The organism is Alcanivorax sp., assembly GCF_040119285.1.
Classification (GTDB): Bacteria; Pseudomonadota; Gammaproteobacteria; order Pseudomonadales; family Alcanivoracaceae; genus Alcanivorax.
Window position 1 is genome coordinate 33,862 of the sequence record NZ_JBEDTY010000020.1, and the last position, 13,129, is coordinate 46,990.

18 protein-coding genes are annotated in these 13,129 nt (G+C 58.6%); 4 read left to right on the forward strand and 14 right to left on the reverse strand.

What is annotated here, in order from left to right:
- Window positions 1–34 precede the first annotated feature (34 nt).
- A complete protein-coding gene (locus ABNH10_RS05620) occupies window positions 35–238 on the forward strand; it encodes a helix-turn-helix transcriptional regulator (RefSeq protein WP_349385032.1) in 204 nt (67 codons plus the stop codon).
- Window positions 239–711: 473 nt separating this feature from the next.
- On the opposite strand, the gene ABNH10_RS05625 is transcribed toward ABNH10_RS05620, so the two are convergent.
- Together ABNH10_RS05625 and ABNH10_RS05630 are read right to left on the reverse strand one after the other, a co-directional pair.
- A complete protein-coding gene (locus tag ABNH10_RS05625; protein ID WP_349385033.1) occupies window positions 712–1,824 on the reverse strand; it encodes an IS3 family transposase in 1,113 nt (370 codons plus the stop codon).
- Complete coding sequence (locus ABNH10_RS05630) at window positions 1,821–2,225, reverse strand: transposase (RefSeq protein WP_349385034.1); 405 nt, start codon at window positions 2,223–2,225, stop codon at window positions 1,821–1,823. The genes ABNH10_RS05625 and ABNH10_RS05630 overlap by 4 nt, the downstream gene beginning before the upstream one ends.
- Before the next feature lie 190 nt (window positions 2,226–2,415).
- On the opposite strand from ABNH10_RS05630, the gene ABNH10_RS05635 reads away from it, so the two are divergent.
- Window positions 2,416–3,348: a cation diffusion facilitator family transporter gene (locus tag ABNH10_RS05635; RefSeq protein WP_349385035.1), complete on the forward strand. Its 933-nt coding sequence runs from the start codon at window positions 2,416–2,418 to the stop codon at window positions 3,346–3,348.
- A gap of 2 nt (window positions 3,349–3,350) precedes the next feature.
- Window positions 3,351–4,265: a DMT family transporter gene (locus ABNH10_RS05640; RefSeq protein ID WP_349385036.1), complete on the forward strand. Its 915-nt coding sequence runs from the start codon at window positions 3,351–3,353 to the stop codon at window positions 4,263–4,265.
- A gap of 15 nt (window positions 4,266–4,280) precedes the next feature.
- Here the strand turns inward: ABNH10_RS05640 and ABNH10_RS05645 are convergent, their stop codons facing one another.
- The 6 genes from ABNH10_RS05645 to ABNH10_RS05670 form a co-directional block, all read right to left on the reverse strand.
- Complete coding sequence (locus ABNH10_RS05645) at window positions 4,281–5,015, reverse strand: transposase (protein WP_349385037.1); 735 nt, start codon at window positions 5,013–5,015, stop codon at window positions 4,281–4,283.
- Window positions 5,012–6,124: an IS3 family transposase gene (locus tag ABNH10_RS05650; protein ID WP_349385033.1), complete on the reverse strand. Its 1,113-nt coding sequence runs from the start codon at window positions 6,122–6,124 to the stop codon at window positions 5,012–5,014. Before ABNH10_RS05650 ends, ABNH10_RS05645 begins: the two co-directional genes overlap by 4 nt.
- On the reverse strand, window positions 6,121–6,525 hold the full coding sequence (locus ABNH10_RS05655) for a transposase (RefSeq protein WP_349385034.1): 405 nt from the start codon (window positions 6,523–6,525) through the stop codon (window positions 6,121–6,123). Before ABNH10_RS05655 ends, ABNH10_RS05650 begins: the two co-directional genes overlap by 4 nt.
- 37 nt (window positions 6,526–6,562) lie before the next feature.
- A complete protein-coding gene (locus ABNH10_RS05660; protein ID WP_349385038.1) occupies window positions 6,563–7,033 on the reverse strand; it encodes a hypothetical protein in 471 nt (156 codons plus the stop codon).
- Between the two features lie 73 nt (window positions 7,034–7,106).
- On the reverse strand, window positions 7,107–7,364 hold the full coding sequence (locus ABNH10_RS05665) for a hypothetical protein (RefSeq protein WP_008929377.1): 258 nt from the start codon (window positions 7,362–7,364) through the stop codon (window positions 7,107–7,109).
- Window positions 7,365–7,373: 9 nt separating this feature from the next.
- Window positions 7,374–7,742: a hypothetical protein gene (locus ABNH10_RS05670; RefSeq protein ID WP_008929378.1), complete on the reverse strand. Its 369-nt coding sequence runs from the start codon at window positions 7,740–7,742 to the stop codon at window positions 7,374–7,376.
- Between the two features lie 211 nt (window positions 7,743–7,953).
- On the opposite strand from ABNH10_RS05670, the gene ABNH10_RS05675 reads away from it, so the two are divergent.
- Window positions 7,954–8,283, forward strand: coding sequence for a helix-turn-helix domain-containing protein (locus ABNH10_RS05675; RefSeq protein WP_008929379.1), 330 nt, complete (start codon window positions 7,954–7,956; stop codon window positions 8,281–8,283).
- Here ABNH10_RS05675 and ABNH10_RS05680 read toward each other — a convergent pair.
- The 6 genes from ABNH10_RS05680 to ABNH10_RS05705 all read right to left on the reverse strand — a co-directional run bounded on the left by ABNH10_RS05680 (window position 8,280) and on the right by ABNH10_RS05705 (window position 12,814).
- Window positions 8,280–9,164, reverse strand: coding sequence for a recombination directionality factor (locus tag ABNH10_RS05680; protein ID WP_008929380.1), 885 nt, complete (start codon window positions 9,162–9,164; stop codon window positions 8,280–8,282). The genes ABNH10_RS05675 and ABNH10_RS05680 overlap by 4 nt on opposite strands.
- Before the next feature lie 96 nt (window positions 9,165–9,260).
- The gene (locus tag ABNH10_RS05685) at window positions 9,261–10,268 is read right to left on the reverse strand and encodes a YqaJ viral recombinase family nuclease (protein WP_008929381.1); all 1,008 of its coding nucleotides are present in this window, start codon (window positions 10,266–10,268) and stop codon (window positions 9,261–9,263) included.
- Complete coding sequence (locus ABNH10_RS05690; protein ID WP_231874209.1) at window positions 10,265–10,765, reverse strand: hypothetical protein; 501 nt, start codon at window positions 10,763–10,765, stop codon at window positions 10,265–10,267. Before ABNH10_RS05690 ends, ABNH10_RS05685 begins: the two co-directional genes overlap by 4 nt.
- Window positions 10,766–10,849: 84 nt before the next feature.
- The gene (locus ABNH10_RS05695; RefSeq protein ID WP_008929383.1) at window positions 10,850–11,818 is read right to left on the reverse strand and encodes a DUF932 domain-containing protein; all 969 of its coding nucleotides are present in this window, start codon (window positions 11,816–11,818) and stop codon (window positions 10,850–10,852) included.
- Window positions 11,819–11,916: 98 nt separating this feature from the next.
- A complete protein-coding gene (gene radC / locus ABNH10_RS05700) occupies window positions 11,917–12,411 on the reverse strand; it encodes a RadC family protein (protein WP_008929384.1) in 495 nt (164 codons plus the stop codon).
- A 70-nt stretch (window positions 12,412–12,481) separates the two neighbouring features.
- Entirely contained in the window at window positions 12,482–12,814 is a 333-nt protein-coding gene (locus ABNH10_RS05705) for a hypothetical protein (RefSeq protein ID WP_082810825.1), read from the reverse strand.
- Window positions 12,815–13,129 lie beyond the last annotated feature (315 nt).

Below are 13,129 nucleotides of genomic sequence, written 5' to 3' on the forward strand. Positions count from 1 at the left end.
CATGGCTCATCTCATGAGCAGAAGGAGACATCTCATGAGAATCATTCGTTTGAAAGACGTCATGGAAACCACTGGCCTGGGTCGATCTTCCATCTACAAATACGCCCAAGAGGGCTCGTTCCCGAAGCCAGTGAGCCTGGGCGGCCGTTCGTCCGGCTGGGTTCAGGATGAAGTGGAGGAGTGGGTGATTGAGAAGATTGCCCAGCGGGATGAAAAACTGAGAGAGGAGAGAAAATAGACGTTGTCCACGATGAGGTCATTCCTGATGATGACGCTGGCGGAGGGCCATGTAAGAAAAAAAGAAGGCCTGTGCATCTAAGCAATAGAATGCACAGGCTCTATATTGTGTAGATAGCAACTTTATTCAAGAGAGATAGGCTACTGAAACTCCCAGGTCCATTGGCCATTTGCATCGGCTACTGTCACTTCAACGATGTTGCAGCGACGGTATGTGGACCATTTGAATTTCTGGCCGAACTTCATTTTTACCGGAAAGGGTTTGATATATTCATAGATTCCCGGTGCGTACAGGCCCATTTGGCCTATCTGTATCGCGAAGTAAGATGGGTCCGCTTCTTTCCTGCGGGCATACTCATCCCGTGAAATTCGTTTACCGAGTTTGTTTGATTGGATTCTGCAATTGCCCCTATTGATCACGATATCATTGATATCTGCAGTGTCTTCAGTGGCGGTCAGATAGACCGGAACCTGTCAACCTGATTCGGACAGATCGTTAAAAATTAATGTCGATTTCGTCGCGGTGTTGCCTGCCGCTGATAACGTCGGGAAGTTCACCACGCTGTAGGGGGCCGGGTCGTCGTCATCGGGCTGTACCGGATTGATCGAGACACTCTCCGGCGGCATCGCCACCTGGGGGCGTCCGCGTAGGAACCGCTCGGGGTGCGCCTCGAAGCTGTCATCGAGCGCCCGCTGGCGGACCTTCGCAATGTCGCGATATCGACCGGTGAAGACCTGCTCTGGCGTGAAGCCAGCAAGTCCGCTGTGATGGTGCTCCAGGTTGTACCAGTCAACGTAAGCGCTGTACCACTGCCGGGCATGGACGATGCTCTCGAAGCGCCCGGGATAGTCGGGCTGGTACTTGCTGGTCTTGAACTGGCTTTCGCTGAAGGGATTATCATTGCTGACCCGAGGCCGACTATGGCTGCACGTCACTCCCAGCTCTCCCATGAGATCCAGATAGCTGCGCGCAATCATCGGTGAACCTCGATCCTGGTGAAGCGTCAGTGCTCCGTGCGGGATTCCGTAGCGATCCACGGCCTCCTGGAAGAGCTGCTGAGCCAGTGCGGCATTCTCCTTGTGGGAGATCATCCAGGCCACGATGAAGCGGCTGTACAGGTCCAGCACCACGTAGAGATTGAGGTAGATGCCGCGTCGCCGCGTGGGCAATTTGCTCACATCCCACGTCCAGGCCTCGTTGGCGGCACATGCCGTGATCCGCGGTATGGCATGGTGCTGAGGCGCACGCTGAGGGCGGCGGTCACCGCTCTCCTTGGCCTCACGCAGCTGCCGATACCAGGTGCTGAGCGAGCCGAGATAGATCCCTTGCTGCAGCAGGTCATGATAGATCTCATAGACCGGCTGATCCCGGTAGGCCTCACTGTGCGCAATCTCGAGCATTTGCGCTCGTTCCTCAGCCGATAGCGCTCTGGGCTGCGGGCAGTGCCGACGCGACGTGGAGGCTCCGGTAGAGGGCTCATGGCGGCGTTTTCGCCAGGCATACACTGTGCTGCGGTTGATGCCCAAGGTTCGACAGGCCACGGCCAATGGCAGGTGCGCCGGGCGCTCTTCGAGCACCGTGATCATGGTTCGTTCCCATTGTTCATGCGATCGAGCATCGATAACGCTTTTTTTTGGAGCGATAGGCAGTCTTCGGCGGTCGACAGCCTCTGCTGAAGGCGGGCGTTCTCACGCTCCAGTGCGTCGATACGCTTCTGCTCCGAGGTCTTGCTTGGGGTCGGCCCCGGGGCGGTCTTGTGAAGCTTCTCCACGCCGTTCTCGGCAAGCTCCTTGCGCCAGGTGGTCAGCTGGCTGCTGTACAGCTTTTCGCGGCGCAACAGCTCTCCGAGTTCGCCATGCCGGCAGGCATCGGCTTCTGCCAGGATGCGCAGCTTGTACTCGGTCGAGAACTGACGTCGCGTACGCTTCTCCAGCTTGGGGTTCGGCGTGACCTGATGATCGGGCAGCTCGGTTGGCGGTTTAGGCATGCTATGGGCTCCTGAACCTCGGGCTCTGATATTGAGGTTAACTCACTGAGCCGGTGTATGGATTCAGGTTGACACACAGGGGCGCATGAGCCATCTTACGGGTTCCATCCTGCATGCCTTGCATGGCGTTAAGCACAGCGCGAGCGGGTGCAAGCACTATCAATTCTGATTCAAGATAAGGCCAAATCCTATGGATCCTGAAAGCAGCAGTCACGGCCACGCAGGACATATGCCCACCAGTGGGCCAGGCATGGCCATATCGGCTTGGCTGACAGGCATCTACTTCTTCATCGAGATGGGTATTGGCCTCTGGACCGGCTCTATCGCGGTGATCTCGGATGCCTTTCATACTTTCTCGGCGGTGGGTGGCGTATTGGTGGCCATCACCGCCGCCCGGCTCGCGCGCCGTCCCGCGGACGAGGCGCGCAGCTTTGGCTGGTACCGTGCCGAGATCGTCGGGGCGCTGGTCAATGGCGGTTTCCTGCTCGGCATGGCGCTCGTCGTGATAGCGATGGGCACAATGCGGCTCACCGATCCCATCGACTTGCCCACGGGGCCAATGCTGTGGGCCGCCGCCGGCGGCTTGTTCACCGAATTCATTTCGCTGGGCCTGATCTGGAAGCAGAGCCGCACCGACCTCAACGTGCGCGGTGCGCTGTGGCATATCATCCAGACCTTCGTGGGTAGCATTCTGATCATCGTGACCGCTCTGGTGATCCGCTTCACCGGTTTTTTGCTCATCGACCCGATCCTCGGCATCGTTTTCGGCGTGGTCCTGCTCTGGGCGAGTTGGGGCATCCTGCGCGACGCCGCTCATCTGCTGATGGAGGGAACGCCCGCCGAGGTCAGTCTGGCCGAGGTGACCAAAGCACTAGAGGCGCTCGATGGTGTCTCTGATGCGCACCATGTCCATGCCTGGGCGCTGACCAGCGGACGCTACGTGTTCTCAGGCCATTTGCGGATCGCCGACGGCGCCGATTCACAGGCGGTGTTGAAGACCGCCTACGGCATGCTGAAAGAGAAATACGGCTTCTTCTTCGCCACCTTGCAGGTGGAAACCGCCTGCCTTGACGAGTCCGGCGCCGAGGCAATCGATATCACGCGTACGGCCGGCGAGGGCTGAATATGAAGACCTTGCTCCTGCTGGCGTTGATTACGATTTCCGAGGCGACCATCGGCGTGTTCGTCAAGCTCACCGACGGGCTGATTGCCGTTCAGACGCTGACGTTCTATGCGATGGCCTTCGCGGCCGTCTTTCTGTTCATCGCGCGCGCTCTGGCGAGCGGCGAATGGCCGCGATTCCCCAAAGGCAATGTGCGCGACACGGCCCTCATTGGCGTATTGATCGCGGCTCAGGGCGGCGCCTTCAACTTCGCCATGACATTGGTGCCGATTGCCAATGCGGTGATCTTCTGGAGCATCGCGCCGTTTTTCGTATTCATTTTCTCGGCGCTGTTCTTGGGCGAGAAGGCGCGCAAGAGTTATCTCCTTATCTTCGCTATCGCCCTGATCGGCATTGCCATTGCCAACCCACTTGGCGGTGGCAATATGCTGGGTAATTTCGTGGCACTGGCGACCGGTGCGATCTATGCCGCGATGGTGACCTATATGCGCCATGAGGGTAAGACCGAGACGGGTAACGATATTGCCTGGTCGCTGCTGGTCGCCGCGCTGGTGCTCTCGCCCGCGCTTCTGCTCGCCGGTCCCGGGGCCGTCGCAACCCTGATCCCCTACCCGGCACTCGGCATGAGTCTGCCCGTCATGCTCTGGGCCCTGGGCCTGGGTGTGATCTCCACGGGCTTCGCTTACTTCGGTATCTCCATTGTGTTGAAGACAATCAACGCCAATGTCTATGCACTCACCGATATCATCGTTTCGCCCATTGTGGCCTCGACACTGGGCTATCTGATCTTTGCCGAAGTGCCAGGAGAAGGGATGCTTTATGGCGGTGCGATGCTGCTCGGTGCCGGGTTCTGGCTGTCATGGGAGATGTCGAAAGCGGACAAGAATCGTGCCGTTCATCCCTGTCAGAGCACATAGGGGCTCTTCGACGTTTCATGTGGATTTGGCCTGATCGAGCAAGCGTCCCACAGGACTGCCGATCAGGTAGATCATCGCGATGAAGTTGGCCTCATTTCGGTAACCACGGGCACGTGATCGAGCTGCCTGGAACAAGCCATTCATGCCTTCCAGGCGGGCGTTGGTCAGACCGGATACCCAGCGTCTTACCACCTGTTCGGTATGCCGCTCAAGCGTCGCAAGGGCCTTCGCCATCGGCTTAAGCAGTACCTGGCCGGTGACGGCCCTTCGCATGACCTTGAGGTAGTTCGTAATACGCCACCGAGCGGCGCGTGGCGTGGGGGCTTTCTGGATCCAGCGCAGCTTTTCCTTGATTACCCAGGCATCCCCCGTGGCCCCTTGATCGGCGATCAACTCCTGAAGGGCTGAGACCTGTTGGGCTGTCATATTGCCATTATCCAGATTCTTCAGGATCGCCCATCGAAGGGACTTTGGGTGCGCCTTCTCACGTCGCTCCTTCTTGCGGACCTCGTCCAACGCCCTGGTGAAGGTCTGCACGATGTGGAACCAGTCGACCGTCACCTCGGCCCGGGGCAGGCTGTCAGCCACGCCGCTGAGGAACGGTTTTGACATGTCGCAGACCACCTCGGCCACGTTATCGGGCGCGCCACCATGCGTCGCCAGGAACGTGCTGAAGGCCTTGATGGCCTCCTTGCCATGGCCCGGAATGGCGAAGATGACTGGTTCCTGTTGACGCTCGGAACCTGTCAACCTGATTCGGACAGATCGTTAAAAATTAATGTCGATTTCGTCGCGGTGTTGCCTGCCGCTGATAACGTCGGGAAGTTCACCACGCTGTAGGGGGCCGGGTCGTCGTCATCGGGCTGTACCGGATTGATCGAGACACTCTCCGGCGGCATCGCCACCTGGGGGCGTCCGCGTAGGAACCGCTCGGGGTGCGCCTCGAAGCTGTCATCGAGCGCCCGCTGGCGGACCTTCGCAATGTCGCGATATCGACCGGTGAAGACCTGCTCTGGCGTGAAGCCAGCAAGTCCGCTGTGATGGTGCTCCAGGTTGTACCAGTCAACGTAAGCGCTGTACCACTGCCGGGCATGGACGATGCTCTCGAAGCGCCCGGGATAGTCGGGCTGGTACTTGCTGGTCTTGAACTGGCTTTCGCTGAAGGGATTATCATTGCTGACCCGAGGCCGACTATGGCTGCACGTCACTCCCAGCTCTCCCATGAGATCCAGATAGCTGCGCGCAATCATCGGTGAACCTCGATCCTGGTGAAGCGTCAGTGCTCCGTGCGGGATTCCGTAGCGATCCACGGCCTCCTGGAAGAGCTGCTGAGCCAGTGCGGCATTCTCCTTGTGGGAGATCATCCAGGCCACGATGAAGCGGCTGTACAGGTCCAGCACCACGTAGAGATTGAGGTAGATGCCGCGTCGCCGCGTGGGCAATTTGCTCACATCCCACGTCCAGGCCTCGTTGGCGGCACATGCCGTGATCCGCGGTATGGCATGGTGCTGAGGCGCACGCTGAGGGCGGCGGTCACCGCTCTCCTTGGCCTCACGCAGCTGCCGATACCAGGTGCTGAGCGAGCCGAGATAGATCCCTTGCTGCAGCAGGTCATGATAGATCTCATAGACCGGCTGATCCCGGTAGGCCTCACTGTGCGCAATCTCGAGCATTTGCGCTCGTTCCTCAGCCGATAGCGCTCTGGGCTGCGGGCAGTGCCGACGCGACGTGGAGGCTCCGGTAGAGGGCTCATGGCGGCGTTTTCGCCAGGCATACACTGTGCTGCGGTTGATGCCCAAGGTTCGACAGGCCACGGCCAATGGCAGGTGCGCCGGGCGCTCTTCGAGCACCGTGATCATGGTTCGTTCCCATTGTTCATGCGATCGAGCATCGATAACGCTTTTTTTTGGAGCGATAGGCAGTCTTCGGCGGTCGACAGCCTCTGCTGAAGGCGGGCGTTCTCACGCTCCAGTGCGTCGATACGCTTCTGCTCCGAGGTCTTGCTTGGGGTCGGCCCCGGGGCGGTCTTGTGAAGCTTCTCCACGCCGTTCTCGGCAAGCTCCTTGCGCCAGGTGGTCAGCTGGCTGCTGTACAGCTTTTCGCGGCGCAACAGCTCTCCGAGTTCGCCATGCCGGCAGGCATCGGCTTCTGCCAGGATGCGCAGCTTGTACTCGGTCGAGAACTGACGTCGCGTACGCTTCTCCAGCTTGGGGTTCGGCGTGACCTGATGATCGGGCAGCTCGGTTGGCGGTTTAGGCATGCTATGGGCTCCTGAACCTCGGGCTCTGATATTGAGGTTAACTCACTGAGCCGGTGTATGGATTCAGGTTGACACACAGGGAGACCGTATTACCACGGACTTCGATATCGACGGACGGTTGACCTTGGGCTTCAGCTCGCGCTTGGGCTAATGCCGCATCTTCGCCCATAGTCTCCACAGACTCAATGTAACCAGGAGGAGCGATAAACATACCACTAACATCGATCCAGTCGACGTATTCCCTCAACTCTTTGTGCATCTCTTCAGCGTTCATGCCGTCGAAACGAGAGTAGTCTGGACCCGTGGCTTCTGCCTGGTCATTGACGTAGCCCCGCTGGTAAATACCCCACAGCTCGTCGAACTCAGCTACCGCTGCTTGGTTTTCAAGTTCAGCTTTAAGAGCATTAACGCTCTCGGTGGGGTTGTCTGCGTCATATGTCTCACCGCAGCCCGCCAGTGAGCAAATAGCCATGGACATGATGATGGTTTTGATGAGTGAATGTTTCATGTGAATACCTTTGGGTGTTAATTGGGTAGGGAAGACCCTGTCTGGCAGTAGGTCGCGGGCTAGGAAGAGGGGGTCATCGGCATTCCACGCCAGCTTTAGCGACACTGGTGTAGAAACGTCTGACATTCCCCCGGCCCTGGCTGAAACCTTGCAGCTCCTCGATGGAGTACTGCTGAGCCAGCTTATTGAAGGCGCAGCGGCACATTTCTGTAGGGGCGCTTTGCGTGCATCCTGCGAGGAACTCTCCTTTGACCTTGTTCATGGGGTCGTCCGAGCACCCGGAAGAAAGCAGGGAGAAGACTAATAGGGCAATGCTGATGGGTTGATTCATAGCGCTTCCTTACATCAGTACCAGGCTGATGCCCAGGGCTACGCCAATGACAAGTCCTACGGTTTGCGGTCCCATCATCCAGAACAGCTTGATCCAGATCAGAGATCCCATACCGCCACTGGTGAACATCATGTCGGGCTTGGCGAAACGGCGAATAGCGTCACCAATCAAGGCGCCAATAGTGCCGGTTACGGTTCCCACGACGGCTGCGAATATCTTGGCCATCAAACCGGCCCCCAGCACCATGGCTGAGTTGTTGTAGCTCACCATGATGATAGCCAGCACCAGGGCTGCGATGCCCCACCCAATAGCGGATTTTTGGATGCTGCTGAGCTCCTGTTGCTCTACAGCGCTATTGCTGGCGTCAAAGTCTTCCATTGTCTTTCTCCTTGTTTGAGTTGGTTCTTCCTGAGATCCCCGGGCAGGCATGAGCAGTGTGCCCTGCCTAAAGAAGGTGCTTGCTGGTGGGTTATGTGATCCAAGACGCGGAAAGTATTGCAATGCAATACTATTAAGGTCAAGTGTAGTGATACGACAGAGGTATGGCTCTGCCGTAGCGTTGCTTCATCAGTTAGATGGAGTGGGCGTGATGAGCTTTCCCGAGCGCCTGAAAGCGGCCCGGTTGGCATTGGGGTTGACTCAGGAACAGTTGGGTTTTGAGTTGGATGTCACCAAATCCACGGTTTCCGCATGGGAAAATGGTCGTGATGCTCCAGGTTTTCGTCTTTTCCCTGCCCTGAAACAGGTGCTGGGCGTTTCTCTGGACTACTTGATATGTGGAGATGAGGCGGGCGGCGTCACCGACCCTGCAGGTACCTACGGCGCGGAAGTCCGCAGTGAAGCTGAAGCGCATTTGCTAAAGCGTTACCGCAAACTGTCACACAGGCGCCAGGAAGGCCTGAAGGCGTTACTGGATTAATCTGCAGCCTGCTTACCTGCCAGCTTATTACTTAGCTCAGTGGTTGATTGAGAACGGGATTCCCTGGCATGAGCTGATCCCTCGTGCGAGAACTCCTCAACCACTTGTAACCCCTCCTCCTCCGCATACTCGAACTGGGCATTCAGCAGGCCCGCCTGAGCGACCTTGTCGAGCTCTGCCTGGCTAATCCCCAGATTTTCCATCACCTTGGCTTCTTCTCGGGCATGGGTGACGGCCTCTTTCATGGATTGATTGGCTCTCAGCGTCAGATCCACGTAGTAGATCGGCGCCCGGTGACTCTGGGTGGTGCTCTTCCCGCGCAGTTTCAATTCCAGGGGAAGGGTGGCCAGGTTGCCACCAGAGATGGCATGGAAGTAGCGCAGCCTCGCTGCCAAGGTGCGAATGCTGTTGTATCCGGTGGTGCGGAACACAAAGCAGCCCAGTTCATCCTCTTCCCCGATCCGCACATACAGCCGCCCGTAAGGTTTGCACAGATCGTGGGCGCCGAATTCGCATAGGTCGGGTGAGGGGCAGGGTAACTGCTCCAGGCCCTGGTCGGTGCGGCGCCGGCAGGTCTCCCCGTCGCCACTGCACAGGGGGCGGCCACTCTTGCGCTCAAAGAAGGTGTACTCCGCCCGCAGGTTCAAGTCCGGATCATTAAAGGGCAGGGTGACGGGAATGCTGCGTAGCTTCTTGCCTTGTACCTCCTGGCGCAGGGCCTCATCTAGCGGATGCGGTAGCCAGCCCTCCCGGGTCTGGATCTGGGTAGTGATGGTGAATTGGTCGTCTTTCTCCGGCAGACGCTTGCCGTTCTTTTCCACCATGCGGCCAATACTGATACGGCCAATCACGGGGGGAGTAATCGCGAGTCCTTTGATCATGGGAGTCTCCTGTTATAAAAAACGCACAGCCGCCGGGCAGGGCCCGGCGTTTATGCTGTTAGGCGTGGCGTGTTGAGTGAGGTGATGCGAGAACGATCAGGCGTTGGGCTTGACCAGGAACCGGCGACTGCCGGGCCGATGCTTGGGGAATTGCTGCAGTAGCGCGGGCCGAGCCTTGAGCAGGGCGTCGGTGTTGAGCACTGTACTGTCCTTGCTGCGCTTCCAGCTCACCTGGCCATCCATGAAGTAAGCCCGAGCGGCGTCACCCATGCGTTGTTGGATGCGTTGCTTGAGTCGGGCTTCCCGTTCGGCCAGACGGGCCAGGCGTTCCCGGATATCCAGCATCTCACTGAAATCGCCGTTGAGTGCGGTGTCGTCAATGAGATCCAGGGTTTCGCTATCGTCACGAGGATAGAGTGCCCGCAGGGCCTGATCGGCGGAGTCGGAGCCATCAGCATCGGGTGGCGTATCGGTCTCCACCTGATGCCAGAAGGCCCGCTCCAGCTCGATCAGTTGCTTGATGACGGCTTCATCCCGCTCAATGCGGTGTACCTGCAACTCCTGCCCACAGATCAGCACTGCCACGTCCGCCGCTAGCTTGCCGGTGACGGCCAGTTGATGCTGAACTTGGCACTGGATGTATTCCGGTACGCCATCGGCCCAGAGCCTGGCGCCATTAAGGCCAGTGGTTTTGCATTCCAGGATCTGCACCTCTTGATTGCCCACAACGGAATAATCCAGATTGGCCAGCATCCAGGACTTGTCGGCATCCGGGTGCTGGAGCACAGCATTCACCCGCCGTACCTTGTTGCCGGTGGTCTTGGCATAGGCTTCCGCTACTTTGGGTTCAAGCAGATTGCCCCAGTACAGCGGGGTATGGATGTCGTCCGGATTGGGGGCTGGTAACAAGCCGTCCCGCCCCGTTTTGATCATCCACAGCTCAAGCGGCGACTGATACGGGTTAAGCCCCACCGCCGCTGCAGCATCGCTGGCCCCGATACCTTGCTTGCGGACCTTGAGCCACTGCTCCCGGTTCATGCCCTTGGTGGACACCAGACGCAGGGCCGGACGGGATGAGGGTTTGATAGCGCGGGGAGTGCTCATGAGTGACCTCCTTCCAGTTGGGTCAGCCGCTCGGTAAAGCGATCATGGAGATTGATCAGCCGATGGGTCTGGGGCGTCTGATCCGAGGGGATCTCATGACTGCCGCCTTGACTGAAGAAGGTGACTACCAGATCGGTGATCATCTGTTGGATGTCGGCGTTGGATGGCAGATTGCCGTCATTGTCGAGCAGATAGGTGCCCAGCTGTTCGCCCAGGATGGACACCACCTCGTACTCGAACACCCCAGGAAACCCTTGCGGGCCGTACCAGTAGGGTTGCACCTGTTTCCAGATATCGGGGATGAAGTCACACAGGGTGCTGATCAGTTCGATACAGCCATTACCCCAGATCTCCAGAAGCCGGGTACCGCGCTCCTTGTTCAGCATCATCCCCTCATGGAGAAAGGCGCCCCAGATGGCGGCCAGATGCGGGGAGAGGGGGGGCGCAGAGAGTCTGGCTTCCGGGCCCACACGGTTATCGTGATTAGGTTCTGTCATGGTCAGGCTCCAAACAATAAAAAGCCCGACCGGCACAGAGCGGGTCGGGCTTTAGTCGAGGGAAAAGAGTGAGTCGGGAATCAGTCAGGCCACCAGTTCCAGGGTCTGGCTCAGGGCCCGCTGCTTGATCTGGGCACCCTTGCCGAACCAGGCGGAATCCAGTCGATTGTCGGTACTGCGGGCGCGACGTTCGTGGTCCACGAACTCGGTTACGGCATTCAGCAGGCCGTAGGCCGTGTTCTTGGCAGACGGCAGCTCCGCACCGCGACCGGACCCGTCATACAGGGTCATGGCCTTTTTCATGGCGTGCTCGTTGGGTTTCACCAGCATGTCACCCGATGAGTAGTTCACATCGGTGAAGACCGAGCGCATGACCTTCTCGGCGGTCTTGCGGGTGATGCGCCGCTCGCTCAGGGCCTTCAGCCGGTACATGAAGTCATCCCAGGCGGAGACGGAGATCCCCAGCTGCTTCTTGACGGCCTGAGCATCGAACGTGGTGTTGTGGCGGACCTTCACCGCCTGGCCGGCGCCATTGAGAGCAACCGCCAGGGTGTTATTGCACACCACCCGGATGCTGGTGAACTGGGCAGTGGTAGCCAGAGTGCCGTCACAGGCGGTGGCCAGCAGCACATAGCCGTTGGTCTGGTCATTGCCTGCCAAGGAACCCGTTTGCCCCGTGCGGGCAAGGGCCCACAACTTGCGGCCCCCTTTAAGGACGCCAGCGGTTTCCAGTTCAAAGCCAGAGCGCTCGGTGAGATCCCGGTAAAACTCCAGGATCTGCCGGGGCTGCACCACCTTGAAGCGGTTACTCACTACGGACAGAGGTGCCTGATTGTCTGAGCGGAACAGCACCTTCTGATCCGGGAAGGATGAGATCTGGCCGAGCGCACCGGCCTCACTGCTAATGAAGCGGACAGGGGTTTCACGTATCTCCCAGTCCATGCCGGCTTCCTGCATCCAGACATTGAGGGGTTGTTGGGCAGCGAGCTGGTTACCCAGCCCGTGCCAGGGTGTACGGCCTGCATAGGCCATGCTTTCGACAAGATGTGCCATGGTAAATCTCCAGGAATAACGATGAGCCCGAAGCGGGCGGATTAACGAGTGAGAAGAGGGGGGGGGCATGCGTAGAGCAAAAGCAGAAGAGCGAAGGCTCAGAGCCAGCCACGCTGGGCCAAGCTGACCCACTCGGAGCGGGACACGACGAAGTGATCCAGGACCCGCACATCGATCAGGGCCAGAGCGTCCTTCAGCCGGGTAGTAATGGTGCGATCAGCCTGGGAGGGCTCACAGCACCCGGAGGGATGGTTATGGGCGAAGATCACGGCAGCGGCATTGCAGGCCAGAGCCTGCTGTACCACCACACGGGGATACACCGCTGCGCCATCAATGGTGCCGTTGAACAAGGGTTCGAAACTGAGCACCTTGTGCTTGTTGTTGAGGAAAATGGCCGCGAAGACCTCGTTCTTCTCCTGGGCCAGGGCCATCTGCAGGAACTGGGCGACATCGGTGGGAGAGGTGAGTGCCTCCCGACCGGTCAGTTCATCCAGCAGGATGGTGGCAGCGGTACTGATAATCTCCTCGGGTTTAACGCAGCCCTGTACGTGGTACAGGCCCTGCTCGTTCTTTACGAAAGTGGGGATATCCATAGAAACTCCAAAACGGCATAAAAAAGCCCGCACATGGCGGGCTTCGGGATCAAGGGGGAAGGGATGGGGCTTACTCGGTATTGAGACGGAAGCTATGCCCGCAATCCAGGCATTCCAGGTTGTCGAGATAGGTCTCGTCGAGCTTGGCGCCCAGCGCAGCACCGGCCTCACCGCCAGCGACGCCTCCAGCCAGGCCGCCAAGTACGGCACCGGCGATGCCGCCAATCGCAGACCCGGCAGGACCAAACGCCAGGCCGACGGTGGCGCCCACGCGAGCGCCACTGGTGGCCATGGCGATGCCACTCGCGGCACCAGCAACTGTGCCTACAGAACCGCCGACCTTGCGGCCATTTCCTAGGGCGACGACCCGGATAGAGCGGCAGGACGGACATTGAATGATCATGGAACCTCCATGAGATGGGGCCAGGAAGGCCATTCCTTCCTGGCTTCATGGAGGTGATATATGTTTGAAATTATTTGGAAAGTGGGTTGAGTCAGGTCGGTCTTCTGCAGTCAGGCGCCATACTAAGCCAAGTCTTGGAAGTCATTGAGGGGGAGTCAGCGCCGTTTTGCTGCCCTTGTATTTCGACCTTGTGTAGTGGTCAACTAATACCGGACAGTGATTTAGGTTTTTCTTCGGCCACCGCAGGGGCGATCCCGCCGTTGTAGCTGTGAGGCCTGTGGTAATTGTAGTAACCCATCAGATAGTCACCGATAT